This is a genomic window from Mangrovimonas yunxiaonensis (genome assembly GCF_000733475.1).
Taxonomy (GTDB): domain Bacteria; phylum Bacteroidota; class Bacteroidia; order Flavobacteriales; family Flavobacteriaceae; genus Mangrovimonas; species Mangrovimonas yunxiaonensis.
This window is the reverse complement of the sequence record NZ_JPFK01000007.1, coordinates 99,901-116,282: the sequence shown is the minus strand read 5'-3', so window position 1 is coordinate 116,282 and position 16,382 is coordinate 99,901. Positions and strand designations below refer to the sequence as shown.

The following is a 16,382-nucleotide window of genomic DNA, read 5'->3' as shown; positions in this document are numbered from 1 at the left end:
TAACACCTATGAAACACCTTACAGCACTTTTAATGATTATACTTTTCGCGCACACCTCCCAGGCCCAAGACAACTACCAATCGCTTTGGAAACAAGTGGCTCATTTTGATACTAAAGGCCTACCAAAATCGGCCTTAAAAACCGTTGAACAAATTGAAGCCTTGGCCAAAAAAGAAGGCAACCAGCCCCAACACATAAAAACCTTGCTGTTTAAAAGCAAATATGCCTTAATTCTCGAGGAAGACGCGCAATTAAACATTATAGAAAGCTTTAAAAGCGACATTTCCAACAGCCCATTATCCACCAAAGCCGTACTGGAAAATATGCTTGCCACCTTGTACTGGCAATATTTTGAGCAAAACAGATGGGCGTTTTACAACCGTACCAAAACCGAAGAAAAGATTGACAAGACCGACTTTAGAACTTGGGATCTGCAAACCTTGTTTGAAGAAATACAGTGCTATTACCAAAACTCATTAGGTGCTTCAAAAGATTTGCAAAACGTAAGTATCGACCATTTTGAAACCATTCTAACAACCGCCAAAAACTCTAAAACGTATCGGCCAACCCTTTACGATATTTTAGCTCACAATGCATTGGCGTTTTATAAAACCGATGAAAACAGCATTAGCAAACCAGCCTACAAATTTGAGCTTGACAAGCCGCAGTTTTTAGCTACCGCCAACGAATTCTCAAAACTTAACATCAGCTCAAAAGATTCCACTTCACTTCAGCTTAATGCCTTAAAACTGTATCAGGATCTTACCCAATTTCATTTAAAAAGAAATTCTCACGAAGCGCTAGTTGAAGTAGATATTGAACGTTTAAATTTTGTATACAATGCTAGTGTTTTCACCAATAAAGACACTCCGCTTTTAAAAACACTCGACCAAAATATAGCACAATACAAAGGGCAACCCATTTCTGGTTTGTATGCATTTGAAAAAGCCAAAATCCTAAAACAACAAGGCGCTGATTACAACCCAAAAACCAAGACAGAAGCCAGATGGGCCCTAAAAGAAGCCTTAACCATTTGCAACAATTACATCTTTGCGTTTCCTAAAAGTCGTGCTGCTAAAAAGCTTGAGGTGTTAAAGGAACAGATTTTAAACGAACAGCTTCAAATTACTTCAGAAAAACAACTTCCACCTCACACCCTTGCTAAAGTTTTGGTGCGTTATAAAAACTTAAACACTCTAGATTTTAAAGTATACAACGCCTCTTTTTCGCAAATACAAGCCTTCGATAAACTTTATGGAGAAGATAAAAAACGGGCATTTATTAATAAATTACCGCTTAAAAAACAGTGGAACGCGACCTTAAAAAACGAAAACGACTACCAGTTTCACAGTACAGAAGTTCCTCTACCGCAACTAGAAAATGGACACTACATTGTTGTAGCATCGGTAAACAATAAGTCCAAAATATTTGCAACACAAACCGTTCAAATTACCAACCTTGCGGTTGTAGAATTAAGCGATGACCTACAGCATCGTTTTCAAGTTATCGACCGCCGTAACGGGCAACCTGTAAGCGGTGCCAACATAACATTAACCTATTTAAAAAATTATAACGGTCGTACCTTTAATGAAACTTATACAACCGATCCCCAAGGGTTGTTTAACAGAAGCAAACAACCTAACGAGCGCCTTAGAGATGTTAACATTAATGTAGAACATGGGGGTACAACGGCCCACTTTGGCAGCTTCTATTTGTACAACTACCGTAACAACAATCAAGACAACACAGCACAATACAAAGGCTTCCTACTTACAGATAGGAGCATTTACAGACCAGGCCAAACAGTGTATTTTAAAGGCATTAGCACCATTACAAAAGACGGCAAAACTCTAGTAAACCCACAACAGGCAGCTAAAATTAGGCTTAAAAACGTTAATGGTGAGGTGGTTAGTGAATTGCTCTTAAAAACCAACGATTACGGTTCGGTTTCTGGAGAATTTATTTTACCAAACACTGGACTCACTGGAAATTACAGCTTGGATATGTTTTGTGGTGAATACGCTTATGCCAACATTTCGGTTGAAGAATACAAGCGTCCAAAATTTGAAACCAATTTCAACCCCATTACAGAGACCTTTAAAATAAACGATTCGGTTACAGTACATGGCACCGCCAAAGCGTATGCCGGCAGTAACATTAGTCAGGCTAAAGTGGTCTATCGCGTGCACAGAAAAGTACAGTTCCCAAGATGGTACTATTGGTCTAGACCATGGTTTAATAGCGAGCCACAAGAAATTGCTCATGGCGAAACCACCACCGATAAGAATGGTGCGTTCGACATTGTGTTTAAAGCACTGCCCGACCAAAGTGTAAACAAAGACGACCTACCCACATTTCAATATGAGGTTACCGCCGATGTAACCGATATTAATGGTGAAACCCGAAGCGCCACAACCCTGGTAAATGTTGGCTACCACGCATTAACAGCTGAAGTTTTGATTGAAACCGCATTAGACAAAACAAACAGCAAGCACCAACTTACTATTAACACCAAAAACCTAAATGGGGCATTTGTTCCTGCAACAGGCAATATAAAAATATACAAACTAAGCGCCCCAGATCGTGTGCTAAGACCACGGCCTTGGAATGCACCAGATTATCAGGACATTTCAAAAGAAGATTTTATAAACAAATTCCCGCACGAGGCCTATGCCAATGAAAGCGACCAAAAAAATTGGGAAAAAGGACCGTTGGTATTCGAAAAAACTTTCAACACCGAAAACACCAAGGAATTGCCGTTGGGAAGGCTTAAAAACTGGGCCTCTGGCGCATACCTTATTACATTGGAAACTCAGGACGCATTTGGGCAAACGGTAAAAGACCAAACCCAAACAACACTGTACAGCAACACAGACAAAACCTTGGCCGATAATCAATTATTTAGCATCACAACCGACACATCGAGCTATCAACCTAACGACAGAGTCCATATTACTTTAGGCACTTCAGCTAAAAATATGGTGGTTACCCTTGCTATCGAAAAAAACAAACAGCTTGTAAAAACCGAAACTATTACACTTAGCAACCAAAAGAAAACCATTTCCGTTCCAGTAACCCAAAACGATCTGGGCGGTTTTGCTATACATTATAGTTATGCTTTTGCTAATAGTTTTGGCTCTGGCACCAAAATGGTTGCTGTGCCCTACCCTAAAACCGATTTGGAAATTGAAACCACAACTTTTAGGGATAAATTACAACCGGGCCAAAAGGAAACCTGGAACTTTAAAATAAAAGGCCCAAAAGGCGAGCAAGTATCGGCCGAGCTTTTGGCTAGCATGTACGATAAATCCTTGGATCAATTTAAACCGCATGATTGGCGTTTTAGTCCGTTGCAGCAGCCTATTTACAATTCGTATTTGCGCAGAAATGCCCATTTAAGTTTTGCAGTTAATGGATTTAAGGTTTACAACCAAGACCGCTTGCGTGCCAACTACCCCTTACAACAATACAGTCAGCTAAATTGGTTTGGACTACATTTTGGTGGAAACCGCTACCAAATGTTACGTAGCAAAGCATCTGGCATTGCCATAAACGAAATGGTTGCAGAAGAAGTACAAGAGGCTGAAATGGATGAAGAAGCTGCCAATACTAATTTTGCTCAAGCACTTGAAGGAAAAATTGCAGGTATTAATATTGTAACTAATAATGGACAACCAGGCAACAACACTAAGATTATTTTAAGAGGCAGCTCTAATATTAATGATAACAAAACATCTCCATTATTTATTGTTGATGGTCAACCAACTACTAGTCTCGCAAACATCTCAGAAGATGATATTTTGAGCATCAAAGCTTTAAAAGGCTCTGAAGCCACAGCACTATATGGTGAAAAAGGGGAAAACGGTGTAATAATTATCACAACCAAACAAGGGTTAAGCCAACTTACTCAAATACAAACTCGCAAAAACCTGCAGGAAACCGCCTTCTTCTATCCGCAATTGCTCACAGACAAAGATGGCAATGTAAGTTTTAGTTTCACCACACCAGAAGCCTTAACCCAATGGAAACTGCAACTTTTGGCACATACCAAAACTTTGGAAAGCACTGTAACCAGTCTAGAAACCGTGACCCAAAAAGAACTCATGGTCATGCCTAATACCCCGCGTTTTTTACGCCATGGCGATAAGATTACCATAAGTACTAAAATTGCCAACCTATCCGACACCCCCCTATCCGGACAAGCACAATTGCAATTGCTCGATGCCATGACAGGAAAAGCCATTACCGAATCGATAATCCGTTCGAATGCCGTTGAGAACTTTTCTGTTGAACAACATGGAAACACCCAAGTCTCTTGGGATTTATCCATTCCTGAAACCGTAAATGCCCTGCAATACAAAATTGTAGCCAAAGCCGGTGATTTTAGCGATGGTGAACAAAATGCGTTGCCAGTATTGTCAAACCGCATGTTGGTAACCGAAACCTTACCCATGTGGATAAAAAGCAACGAGACCAGAACCTTTACGCTAGACAAATTGGCCTCGACAAGTTCTACAACCTTAAAGCATCATAAATTAACTTTAGAAATGACTTCCAACCCGGCTTGGTATGCGGTTCAGGCGTTGCCGTATTTAATGGAATATCCGTACGATTGCAACGAGCAAACCTTTAGCCGATATTACGCTAATGCCTTGGCAAGTCATATTGCAAATAACAACCCAAGAATTCAAGAGGTCTTTAAGCAATGGGGGGCTCAAGATGCGCTTATTAGCAATCTTGAAAAGAACGAGGATTTAAAAAACATACTCATTCAAGAAACCCCTTGGCTGCGCGATGCCCAAAGCGAAACCGAACAGAAAAAACGCATTGCCTTGTTGTTTGACCTCAACAAAATGACTGACGAGCTACAAAACACCTTACAAAAATTAAAGCAAAACCAAATGGACAATGGAGCTTGGCCATGGTTTAACGGCGGGCGACCAAACCGTTTTATCAGCCAACACATCATTGCTGGATTCGGGCATTTAAAGCACCTCAATGTTACGTCGGGCGCAGTCGAGACATCTATGATTAACAAAGCCATTGCCTATCTCGATTCAGAATTTGTAACCGAGTATAAAAACTTGACCAAATACAACAAAAATGTCGATTTAAGCAAAGACCACCTAAGCTATACCCAATTGCACTATTTGTATATGCGAAGCTTCTTCCCAGAAATTAAATCCTCAAAAGAAGTGCAAGACATTACCCAATACTACCACGCGCAAATTAAAACGTATTGGTTAAAACGCTCGTTATACTCCAAAGGCTTAATGGCACTAATTACCCATAGAATGCAGGATGATAAGACAGCCGAAAGCATTTTAAAATCGCTAAAAGAAAATAGCATTACCAACGACGAATTGGGCATGTACTGGAAAGCAAACACAGCCTCATGGTATTGGCATCAGGCCCCTATAGAAACCCAAGCTCTAATGATTGAAGCGTTTTCTGAAGTTGGCACCATTTTTCAGAGTGAAGTGGAAAACCTCGAAACCATCGACAACCTAAAAATCTGGCTGCTTAAAAACAAACAAACCAATAAATGGGAAACCACCAAAGCCACTGCCAATGCGGTTTATGCCCTGTTATTACAAGGCAGCGATTGGTTAAGCGTTACAGATGCCGTTGCTGTTTGGGTTGGTGGCGAGCCACTTGAACCTTCAAAAATAGACAATGTAACCGTTGAAGCTGGAACAGGCTATTACAAAACCTCTTGGGAGGCTTCGGAAATTACACCCAATATGGCCAACGTAACCCTAACCAAAAAAGGCGACGGCATAGCTTGGGGCGGATTGTACTGGCAATATTTCGAAGATTTGGATAACATCACCTCGGCAGAAACGCCTTTAAAACTGAAGAAGAAATTATTCAAGAAAAAGAATACAGACACCGGTGAAGTGATTACCGAAATAACACCCGAAACCCCATTAAAGGTTGGCGACTTGGTACGTGTGCATATCGAATTACGAAGCGATCGCGACATGGAATTTCTTCATATGAAAGACATGCGCGCAGCTGGACTAGAACCTGTAAATGTACTCTCGCAATACAAATGGCAGGATGGTTTAGGCTATTACGAAAGCACCAAAGATGCCAGCACCAATTTCTTTTTCGACTACTTACCCAAAGGCATTTATGTGTTTGAATACGATTTACGCGTGAACAACGCCGGTGTTATGAGCAATGGTATAACCACCATACAAAGCATGTATGCTCCAGAGTTTAGTAGCCATAGTGAAGGTGTTAGGATTTCGGTTAAAAATTAACCATAAAAAAAATCGGTTTCAAAATGAAACCGATTTTTTTTATTTACTTGGCGGTATACTTGGCCTAACTTCTATTTTACTGGGCAAAGTTCGTGGATTCATTTTAATTAAATCAACCACAAGCTCGCCAATATCCTCACTCTGAATTTTCCAAGCATCGCTATCACTAGGCTCGTTACCGTTAAAATAAGTCGATACCGATCCCGGCATAATGGTACTCACCTTAACGCCCTGCTGTCTCAAATCTAACATGACCGCTTGTGTAAAGCCTGTTAACCCAAATTTACTGGCATTATAGGCAGAACCCTTGGCAAAAAAATTGGTACCTGCCAAACTGGAAATGGTAATGTAGTACCCCTTGCTTTTTTTAAGGGCATCAACGCTGGCTTTTATGGTGTTAAATGGCCCTGTTAAATTGGTGTCTATGGTCTCCTGCCATTGTTCTGGCGTTATGTCCTCAATGCTTGCAAAATGTCCTAACCCGGCATTAGCAACAACAATATCCAATTGCCCAAACTCCTTTAAAACATCGTTAACGGCTTCCTGTTGACTTTTTAAACTGCGCACATCGGCTTTTAAGCCAAACACCTTAGCATCGGTTTTAGATTGTGCATTAAGCTTGCCAGCCGCTTCGTGGGCTTTGGCGCTGCTTCTACTGGTAATGGCGACATTAATATTTTGGTCTAATAAAGCTTTGGCTATGCCAAAACCAATGCCTTTTGTGCCGCCCGTAATTAAGGCAACTTTATGTGTTGTAGTTTCCATATGGTCTTATTTTTTATCAAAGTTACAAAATGAAAAACCCAAACAGCCCTATAATTTCTTAAGATTGCAGGATTACTGTTTAGGCGGAAATCCCTCGAGTACTTTTTCTACTATAGCCTGTAATTGTGCCGTTCGTTTTTCGGGAGAATCGTTTGGATTAAAAGCACTTTCGCTAACAGCTTGCCAAAATAGGCCGCTCCCGTCTTCATCTACAAAATCAAACTGAATGGTTCTGGTTACATTGGCTTCGCCAACGGGCACACCTATTGATATGCCACCACCCACATTTCGGCCACTGCTACCTATACCAATTCCCACGCTGCTTCTATTGGGTGTTTGATAGGTACTGCTTTGAATGGCAATGTAAAAATCTGGCGTATCTGATAGTGAAAATCCGCGTTGTTGTAAGGTTTCATCTAGCAGCTGTAACAACCGCTTGTTGTCCAGCTCGCTTAAGCCCGATTCGCTATTAGAATAATAGTTATAACTTCTGTATTGTGAAAATGTTACCGTTTCATCAAAATCATAGGCTACTTTAATGGGTGCACAAGACACCATTGCCAACAGCAACAAAAACACAGCGTACTTCATAACATGACTAACATTAAACCGCCCAAAGGCTTATTGCCATAAAGATAGCTATAATTTAAGCGTTCTGAAAGGGTTTTAATACCAGATATTCAGGGGTAGATAATTACTTTTTTTCGTCTAGTGATTTTGTTAAGGCAGAAGAAATAATTCCAGTAGGAATGGCTACAATACCAAGACCAATCATTAAAATTAAGAATGTAAATACCCGCCCGCCTACGGTAATTGGGTAAACATCGCCATACCCCACAGTTGTTAGGGTTATGATAGCCCACCACAAGCTATCGAAAATCGATGAGAAATTTTCGGGCTGTGCCTGATTTTCGAAATAGTAAATCCCTACTGCCGCAAAGTAAATTAAAATCATGGTTACCACTACAAACAGTACAATCTCTTCTTTTACCGATTTTACAGCGCGGGTAAAATGCGCGATTGCCTTATTATAACGTACCAGCTTTAAAATTCTAAAGAGTCTTAAAAACCGTAAGGCTCGCAACGACCTTAAATCGAAACCAAAAGCCAGATAAAATGGCAAAATGGCCAATAAATCGATAATGCCATAAAAGCTAAATACAAATTTAAGCTTGTTATCGGCCGCATAGATACGTAGCAGGTATTCCAAAGAAAAAATAATCACGGTAACCACCTCTATAGAGCGGAGAATGGTTCTTGTTTGTGGTTTTAAATCGGGAAGCGTTTCTACGGTAAAGGCGATTACCGATAAGAAAATTAAGACTTGAATGCCAAAGGCAAACCACTTGCTTAGGCTGTTATCGTTAAGTTCAACTACGCGTTTAACAAACTCCCTCACCGTTTTTAAGTTTAGCTGTTAAGCATTTCCCAAAGTTTATCTTTTAATGCCGTAATACCTTGCTGTGCCACCGATGAGATAAACATATATTCTACAGGCAGTGTTTTATCCAGTTCGGCTTTTAGCTCTGCCTTTAGCTCGTCATCTAACATGTCGCTTTTAGAAATGGCGATAAATCTATTTTTATCCAGCATTTCGGGGTTGTAGCGCTTTAGTTCGTTCAACAGAATGTCGTATTGTTGTTTAATATCCTCGGCATCGGCAGGAATTAAAAACAACAACGTAGAATTACGCTCGATATGACGTAAAAAGTAATGCCCCAATCCTTTTCCTTCAGCAGCCCCTTCTATAATTCCGGGAATGTCGGCCATAACAAACGTTTGGTAATCGCGGTGTTTTACAATACCCAAATTAGGTTTTAGGGTGGTAAACTCATAATCGGCAATTTTTGGCTTTGCTGCGGTAACGACAGAGAGCAAAGTTGACTTTCCGGCATTTGGAAAACCAACAAGACCAACATCGGCCAGAACTTTTAACTCTAGAATAATCTCCTTTTCTTCTCCAGGAATGCCCGGTTGTGCATAACGCGGGGTTTGGTTGGTAGCACTTTTAAAATGCCAATTCCCACGACCACCTTTTCCGCCTTGGGCAATAATTTTTTCCTCGCCATTTTCGGTAATTTCGAAAAGCACCTTGTTGGTTGCTTTGTCTCTAATTACGGTACCTAAAGGCACATTCATGTACACATCCTCCCCGTCGGCACCTGTGCTGCGTTGCTTGCCACCATCGCCACCATGGCCGGCCCTAAAATGGCGTTTAAACTTGTATTCGAAAAGTGTCCAAAGGTTTTTGCTGCCCCGCACAATAACATTGCCGCCACGGCCGCCATCGCCACCGTCTGGACCGCCTTTGGCAATATACTTTTCACGGTGTAAGTGGGCAGAACCTTTTCCGCCTTTACCCGATGACACATACAGTTTTACGTAGTCTACAAAATTTCCTTCTGTCATAGTTGTTTCCCGAGAAAACGGGAATCTTTTAAATTAAGCTCTGCTTACGCAGAAAAAAAGCGGTTAAAGCGCGTCTATTACCTTGCTTAAACGCTGGGTAATTTCTTCTATACTGCCTACGCCATCAACGCCATAGAATTTATCCTGAGCCGAATAAAATTCTTTTAAAATGGCTGTTTTCTTATAGTACTCGGTAATGCGGTTTCTTATAATATTTTCGTCGGCATCGTCGGTGCGGCCACTTGTTTTTCCGCGTTCCAACAAACGTTTTACCAACACCTCGTCATCAACTTCAAGGGCAATCATGCCATCAATCTGAGAATCTTTTTCTTCCATTAATTTATCTAATGCCTCGGCCTGTGCATTGGTTCTTGGAAAACCATCAAAAATAAACCCATTCGCATCGGTATTTTTTTCTACTTCGGCATTAAGCATGTCTATGGTAACATGGTCTGGCACCAATTGGCCTTTATCCATAAAAGATTTGGCCAGCATGCCTAAAGCGGTTTCGTTTTTTATGTTATATCGAAACACGTCGCCTGTTGAAATGTGTACTAAATTGTATTTTTCCTTTAAAAATTCTGCCTGTGTGCCTTTTCCTGCTCCTGGAGGTCCAAAGAGGACTAGATTTGTCATGTGTTGTGTTGTTTTTAATTGGTATACTTCTGGTAAATCCCTTCCCAAGCCGTTATAGTCAAGGCCATAACCAACAATAAATTTTGTGGGAATTTCAATACCAACATAATGTAGTTTAAAATCTTTTTTATACGCTTCGGGTTTGTAAAACAGCGTGGCTATTTTAAGAGCCTTCACGCGTTCGTTTTTAAAAATACGGTGCACTTCGGCCAAGGTTTTACCCGAATCGATAATGTCTTCTAAAACCACAACCGTTCTGCCAGTAAGGTCTTGTGTTAGGCCTATAAGGCGCTGTATATCGTCTGTCGACTTGACCCCTTCGTAAGAAGCCAGCTTAATAAAGGTTACTTCGCAAGGCTTGGGATAGGCTTTTACAAAATCGCTCACAAACATAAACGAGCCATTTAAAATCCCTACAAATACAGGAACCTCATCCTTAAGATCTTCGGCAATTTCGCCAACCAACCTTGCTACGGTTTTTTCGATTTCTTCAGCCTTTATAAACGGCTTAAATTCTAAGTCGTGAAGCTTCATCACGTATTTTTTAAGTTTTAGAAATGCAAAGATAATCATTTGATTAACGTTTTGCGAATTTGCTTTTACATTGTTTGAGTTTTGGCTTTTTTGGTAGCCCATTGATTTGTACTTTTGCTGAAAATATTTCGTTGCATGGACTTATTCTCTTCAGACTTTAAACTCGGCATTCTTGGCGGTGGGCAACTTGGTAAGATGTTACTTTACAACACACGTAAATTTGACATTTACACCTGTGTTTTAGACCCCAGTAATGAAGCCCCCTCTAAAATTGCCTGTAACGAGTTTTTTCAAGGCGACTTGATGGACTACGATACCGTTGTGGCCTTTGGGCGACGCGTTAACACCCTAACCATTGAGATTGAAAACGTTAACGTTAATGCTTTGGAAATCTTAGAAAAAGAAGGGGTACAAGTATACCCTTCATCAAAAACACTAAGAACCATTCAAAACAAGGCAAAACAAAAGCTGTTTTATGTAGACCACAACATTCCTACTGCCGCGTTTTCTAGGTTTGCCTATACCTCCGAAATTAAGGAAGCCCTAAACAATGGTGGTCTGGAACTGCCTTTTGTTTGGAAAAGTGCCCAATTTGGTTACGATGGCAATGGCGTAAAAGTGGTTAGACATGTTGAAGACCTAAAGGGCCTACCAAACGTAGAATGTATTGCCGAACGCATGATTCCGTTTAAAAACGAATTGGCCGTTATTGTGGCCAGAAACGTCAATGGCGAAGTTAAAACCTTTCCAGTGGTTGAAATGGAGTTTCATCCAGAAGCCAACCAGGTAGAGTACGTTATCTGCCCTGCCAGAATTGATGCAGCCGTAGCCAAAAAAGCGCAAGCGGTTGCCTTACAGGTTTCCGAAGCGTTTAACCATGTAGGATTATTGGCTGTAGAAATGTTTCAAACACAAGACGACAACATCTTGGTAAACGAAGTTGCCCCACGCCCCCACAATTCTGGGCACCAAACCATTGAAGCCAGTTACACCTCGCAGTTTGAACAACACCTACGGGCTATTTTAAATTTACCCCTAGGACAAACCGCAAGTAAGGTGGGCGGAATTATGGTAAATTTAGTGGGTGCCGAAGGCCATACAGGCCAAGTGGTTTACGAGAACATCAATGCCATTATGAAAATGGACGGTGTAACCCCTCATATTTATGGCAAAAAAGAAACTAGGCCATTTAGAAAAATGGGGCATGTAACTATTGTTAACGAAGATATTAATGCGGCAAGGCAAATTGCCGAGCATGTAAAAAACACCATAAAAGTAATTAGTAAATAACGTGTGCCCAAGCACAGTGGCACTTCAGCTAACAAAATAAAATTTTATGAGCAAAGTAGGAATTATCATGGGAAGTAAAAGCGATTTGCCGGTAATGCAAGACGCTATTGATATTTTAAAGGAATTTGGTATTGCCGTAGAAGTCGATATCGTTTCGGCACACCGCACGCCAGACAAATTGTTCGACTACGGCAGCCATGCCCACAACAGAGGCATAGCCGTTATTATTGCTGGAGCTGGCGGTGCTGCACATTTACCAGGAATGGTTGCATCGTTATCGCCGCTTCCTGTAATTGGCGTGCCTGTAAAAAGTCGAAATTCTATCGATGGTTGGGACTCTGTGCTCTCTATTTTACAAATGCCAGGAGGAGTACCAGTAGCTACGGTAGCTCTAGATGGCGCAAAAAATGCAGGCATTTTGGCCGCTCAAATTTTAGGCAGCTCGAACAACGACATCTTAAATAAAATTGTAGCCTATAAAGAGAATCTTAAGGCAAAAGTTCACGACTCTGCCAAAGACTTAAAATAAAAGCCTCGGTATAAAACCGAGGCTTTTAGCGCTATTAACCAATTTTTAAAAGGGTATGCCTTTTAAAACTCTTATGAAAAATCTTGGCAAAGATAACATCTTCTTTCAAACAAGAAACTAAAATTTTGTTAATATTCAGAATATCAATTTCTTAGTAAGAAATCCATTACTTTCAAACACCTTAGCATGAATCTATTAAACCACACATTCAACACACCATACCACACAGCGCCATTTTCCCAGATAGAAAACGACGCATTTCTTCCCGCCTTTAAACAAGCCATTGCAGATGCTAAAGCCGAGATTGATGCTATTATACACAACCCCGAAACGCCTACCTTTAAAAACACCATTGAAACCCTAGACTTTTCGGGCCAACAATTAGACCGCATTTCTAGTATTTTCTTTAATTTGAATGCTGCCGAAACCAACGACGAAATTCAAAAGATTGCTCAAGACGTTTCGCCGCTCCTCTCAGAATTCAGTAACGACATTACTTTAAACGAAGCCTTATTTAAACGCGTAAAAACAGTTTACGAGCAGCGGGAACGCTTAAATTTAACCTTAGAGCAGCAAACGCTTCTCGATAAAAAATACAAAAGCTTTTCTCGAAACGGTGCTAATTTACCCGAGGACCAAAAGCAACAGCTTCGCGAAATAGACAAAACGCTAAGCCAACTAAAACTTAAATTCGGTGAAAATGTCTTGGCCGAAACCAACAAATACCAACTTCACATTACCCATGAAGCCGATTTAGCGGGCTTACCAGAAAGCGCCAAAGAAGAAGCTAAACAAACTGCTGAACAAAAAGGTAAAGACGGCTGGATGATTACCTTACAATATCCAAGCTATATTCCGTTTATGACGTATGCCGATAATCGTGAGCTGCGTAAAAAATTGGCTCTAGCGTTTGGAGCAAAAGGGTTTAACAATGATGCATTAGACAATCAAGAAATCGTACTTAAAATAGCCAAACTACGTCACAAACGCGCCAATTTATTAGGCTATAAAACCCACGCGCATTTTGTATTGGAAGAGCGTATGGCTAAAACTCCCGAAACTGTTGAAACCTTTTTAAACAAGCTTTTAGAAAAAGCCAAGCCTGCTGCCATACGCGAGTTTAACACACTTAGTGATTTTGCAAAAACATTGGATGGTATTGACCAACTCCAAAAATGGGACAGTGCCTACTATTCGGAAAAACTAAAACAAAAACTATTCGATCTAGACGACGAAAAGCTAAAGCCCTATTTTAAACTTGAAAACGTGATTAATGGTGTTTTCAATATTGCTAATAAACTTTATGGGTTGCAGTTTGAGGAAATCAATACCATTGACAAATACCATGAAGATGTTTTAACCTATAAAGTCACAGATGAATCTGGTGAATATGTTTCTATTTTCTATGCGGATTTCTTCCCTAGAACAGGGAAACGCAATGGTGCATGGATGACCGTTTACAAACCGCAATATGTAAAAAATGGTGAAAACAGCAGACCACACATTTCTATTGTATGTAACTTTACCAAGCCCACTAAAACCAAACCTTCGCTATTAACTTTTAACGAAGTGACTACACTGTTCCATGAGTTTGGTCATGCACTGCACGGCATGTTGGCCAACACCACCTACCCAAGTTTATCGGGAACCTCTGTGTTTTGGGACTTTGTGGAGCTACCAAGTCAGGTGCTGGAAAACTGGTGTTACGAAAAAGAAGCTTTAGAACTGTTTGCCACACACTATGAAACCGGCGACGTGATTCCTATGGATTTAATTGAAAAAATAAAAGCTTCAGCCGCCTTCCACGAAGGCATGCAAACTTTACGTCAGTTAAGTTTTGGATTACTGGATATGAGTTGGCATGGTTCAGACCCAACGACTATTACAAACGTAAAAGCACACGAAACTGAAGCCTTTGAAAACACCAAACTATATCCAGATGCTCCAGAAAACTGTATGAGCACTTCGTTTTCACATATTTTTCAAGGTGGTTATTCGTCTGGTTACTACAGTTACAAATGGGCTGAAGTATTGGATGCCGATGCTTTCGAGTTTTTTAAAGAAGAAGGCATTTTCAACAAAAATGTTGCTCAAAAATTTAAGGACAACGTGCTTTCGCAAGGTGGAACCGAAGATCCCATGACACTTTACAAACGCTTTCGCGGAAAAGAACCACAACCAGAAGCCTTATTGAAACGCGCTGGGTTGATTGAGAAATAGAATAGATTTTTCACTACATTTGAAGAAACAATGAGCTTCAATGCCAAAACGCAAACTAAATCCCGACAATTGGATTAACAGATATTCCGATTATTTGTTTAACTATACCATTTCCCGGGTTAACGACCGCGAAATGGCGAAGGATTTGGTTCAAGACACGTTTTTTGCTGCATTAAAGTCCATGGAAAACTTTAAGGGCGATGCCAGTGAGCGCACATGGCTTATTGCCATTTTAAAGCGAAAAATTATTGACTACTATCGCAAAAGCAACTCCAAAAAGGGACAGGCCGAAGTTAAAATTAACTACACCCTTAACGAAGATGAAACTGACTGGCTTGAAGCACAAGTAGCCGACCCCTTCGACAAAACGGCCGAGGACACCCTAGAAAACGACGAGCTTGGTAAGGCCATTTTCAAGTGCCTGGAAAAACTCCCAGAAAAACAAGCCGCCGTTTTTAGAATGAAAACCATTGAAGGACTTGACACCGAAACCATTTGTAATGAATTAAATATTACTGCGTCTAACCTCTGGGTAATTGTTCATAGAGCAAGAAACGCTATGGCAGACTGCATGGAAAAAACCTGGTTTTAATATGAAGAAAAAACAATCCTTTTTATTTATCTCCTGCGACGAGGCCAAACTCATTTGCGACAAAGCACAATACAAAGAAGCCTCATTTTTAGAAAAGGTTAAACTATACTTTAGGTATGTTTGGTGCCGCATAACACGCACCTATGTATGTAAAAATAAAAAACTTACTCAGGCCATTGAGCGTTCGCAATTAAATTGCCTAAACACCTCAGAAAAACAAAACCTGCAACAGCAATTTAAACAAGCGTTAAAAAAGCAACAATAACAACCACATCATAGGAATACCCTCTACCCAAAAGGCGCAGTAATACCTTCCCTGGTTACCCTTAGAAAACCATAAAAAACCCAAGGTTATTACAGAAATAACCAACATGGGCACAACCAGCCTAAAAGAAACATCGTCTTTTACAAATTCCAACAAGGAAAATACAACCAAACCCAAACTCCCTAGAACCTTGGTTTTTAAAACACCTATCCGTTGCGGTATAGTCGCTAGCTTTAAACTATCAAATTGCAAATCTCGAATCTCGAAAGGCAGCATTAAAACCAACACAAATACAAACCGCTGAACAAGTGTTATAAGGCAGTCAAAATCAAAGATATACCGACCATTCACTAACGGCAAAACCACTGTAACTACGGCCCACACCAACGCAATAATATACACTTTTAATCCACCTATATTACGTAAGTTCCCGTGCTTATCTAGCACATACTTTTGGGGAAGAAATGGCACCGCGTACAAAAACGTCATGACCGCCACACCCAAAACATACCACCACGTTTGCGGCCTTAATTTAAAAAAATAAACAAGCATGGCAACAAAACAAAAAAGGGAAAACAGCTGTATGGCACGCAACCAATTTGCCAACTGCCGATGATGAAATTTGGCTAATCCAGAATACTTCACAAAATTGTACCCCGTAACCGATGCAAAAAACACAAACCACAACACCGCCCCATCAACAGGCAAATGAAATGTTATGCCTGTTACCCAAGATAACGCCACAGCATTTAAAGCCACATGAATGCTGCTGTTTAAATAAAAATCGAAACTCTGTTTTAGCATTTGCATACCACAAAAATAGGCAATGTGTTAATAACCATAATTTTTGGTTAAAAACTTTAGCATGCTTTA

Annotated in this window: 12 protein-coding genes; 6 read left to right on the top strand and 6 right to left on the bottom strand. The window is 40.4% G+C overall.

Translation table 11 applies throughout. The features are described from left to right. Nucleotides 1–8 precede the first annotated feature (8 nt). A complete protein-coding gene (locus IA57_RS07845; RefSeq protein ID WP_036121711.1) occupies nt 9–6,269 on the top strand; it encodes an alpha-2-macroglobulin family protein in 6,261 nt (2,086 codons plus the stop codon). A gap of 39 nt (nt 6,270–6,308) precedes the next feature. Here the strand turns inward: IA57_RS07845 and IA57_RS07840 are convergent, their stop codons facing one another. The 5 genes from IA57_RS07840 to IA57_RS12480 form a co-directional block, all read right to left on the bottom strand. Continuing rightward, on the bottom strand, nt 6,309–7,034 hold the full coding sequence (locus IA57_RS07840) for an SDR family oxidoreductase (protein ID WP_036121708.1): 726 nt from the start codon (nt 7,032–7,034) through the stop codon (nt 6,309–6,311). Nucleotides 7,035–7,106: 72 nt separating this feature from the next. After that, entirely contained in the window at nt 7,107–7,625 is a 519-nt protein-coding gene (locus tag IA57_RS07835; RefSeq protein ID WP_036121706.1) for a DUF4136 domain-containing protein, read from the bottom strand. 103 nt (nt 7,626–7,728) lie between these two features. Continuing rightward, entirely contained in the window at nt 7,729–8,433 is a 705-nt protein-coding gene (locus IA57_RS07830) for an ion transporter (protein ID WP_036121704.1), read from the bottom strand. Nucleotides 8,434–8,444: 11 nt separating this feature from the next. Beyond that, nucleotides 8,445–9,443 carry a GTPase ObgE gene (gene obgE / locus IA57_RS07825; protein WP_036121700.1) on the bottom strand — a complete coding sequence of 333 codons (999 nt, stop codon included), beginning with the start codon at nt 9,441–9,443 and terminating at the stop codon, nt 8,445–8,447. A gap of 63 nt (nt 9,444–9,506) precedes the next feature. Further along, nucleotides 9,507–10,616: an adenylate kinase gene (locus IA57_RS12480; RefSeq protein WP_084176757.1), complete on the bottom strand. Its 1,110-nt coding sequence runs from the start codon at nt 10,614–10,616 to the stop codon at nt 9,507–9,509. Nucleotides 10,617–10,748: 132 nt separating this feature from the next. Between IA57_RS12480 and IA57_RS07815 the strand changes: the two genes are divergently transcribed. From IA57_RS07815 to IA57_RS07795, 5 genes are all read left to right on the top strand, one after another. After that, on the top strand, nt 10,749–11,903 hold the full coding sequence (locus tag IA57_RS07815) for a 5-(carboxyamino)imidazole ribonucleotide synthase (protein WP_036121697.1): 1,155 nt from the start codon (nt 10,749–10,751) through the stop codon (nt 11,901–11,903). Between the two features lie 46 nt (nt 11,904–11,949). Continuing rightward, the gene (gene purE / locus IA57_RS07810; protein ID WP_036121695.1) at nt 11,950–12,432 is read left to right on the top strand and encodes a 5-(carboxyamino)imidazole ribonucleotide mutase; all 483 of its coding nucleotides are present in this window, start codon (nt 11,950–11,952) and stop codon (nt 12,430–12,432) included. Between the two features lie 186 nt (nt 12,433–12,618). Continuing rightward, complete coding sequence (locus IA57_RS07805) at nt 12,619–14,652, top strand: M3 family metallopeptidase (protein ID WP_036121692.1); 2,034 nt, start codon at nt 12,619–12,621, stop codon at nt 14,650–14,652. 40 nt (nt 14,653–14,692) lie between these two features. Continuing rightward, nucleotides 14,693–15,244, top strand: a complete 552-nt coding sequence (locus IA57_RS07800; RefSeq protein WP_036121688.1) for a sigma-70 family RNA polymerase sigma factor — start codon at nt 14,693–14,695, stop codon at nt 15,242–15,244. A 1-nt stretch (nt 15,245) separates the two neighbouring features. Beyond that, a complete protein-coding gene (locus IA57_RS07795; RefSeq protein WP_036121684.1) occupies nt 15,246–15,509 on the top strand; it encodes a hypothetical protein in 264 nt (87 codons plus the stop codon). Here IA57_RS07795 and IA57_RS07790 read toward each other — a convergent pair. Next, the gene (locus tag IA57_RS07790) at nt 15,492–16,319 is read right to left on the bottom strand and encodes a UbiA prenyltransferase family protein (RefSeq protein ID WP_036121682.1); all 828 of its coding nucleotides are present in this window, start codon (nt 16,317–16,319) and stop codon (nt 15,492–15,494) included. The two genes, IA57_RS07795 and IA57_RS07790, sit on opposite strands and share 18 nt — an antisense overlap. Nucleotides 16,320–16,382 lie beyond the last annotated feature (63 nt).

Excerpts from the sequence above, each read along its gene's own strand:
- IA57_RS07790 (WP_036121682.1), bottom strand. The coding sequence starts at position 16,319 with ATGCAAATGCTAAAACAGAGTTTCGATTTTTATTTAAACAGCAGCATT.
- purE (WP_036121695.1), top strand. The coding sequence starts at position 11,950 with ATGAGCAAAGTAGGAATTATCATGGGAAGTAAAAGCGATTTGCCGGTA.
- IA57_RS07815 (WP_036121697.1), top strand. The coding sequence starts at position 10,749 with ATGGACTTATTCTCTTCAGACTTTAAACTCGGCATTCTTGGCGGTGGG.
- IA57_RS07840 (WP_036121708.1), bottom strand. The coding sequence starts at position 7,034 with ATGGAAACTACAACACATAAAGTTGCCTTAATTACGGGCGGCACAAAA.
- IA57_RS07795 (WP_036121684.1), top strand. The coding sequence starts at position 15,246 with ATGAAGAAAAAACAATCCTTTTTATTTATCTCCTGCGACGAGGCCAAA.
- IA57_RS07835 (WP_036121706.1), bottom strand. The coding sequence starts at position 7,625 with ATGAAGTACGCTGTGTTTTTGTTGCTGTTGGCAATGGTGTCTTGTGCA.
- IA57_RS07800 (WP_036121688.1), top strand. The coding sequence starts at position 14,693 with ATGCCAAAACGCAAACTAAATCCCGACAATTGGATTAACAGATATTCC.
- IA57_RS07805 (WP_036121692.1), top strand. The coding sequence starts at position 12,619 with ATGAATCTATTAAACCACACATTCAACACACCATACCACACAGCGCCA.
- obgE (WP_036121700.1), bottom strand. The coding sequence starts at position 9,443 with ATGACAGAAGGAAATTTTGTAGACTACGTAAAACTGTATGTGTCATCG.
- IA57_RS07845 (WP_036121711.1), top strand. The coding sequence starts at position 9 with ATGAAACACCTTACAGCACTTTTAATGATTATACTTTTCGCGCACACC.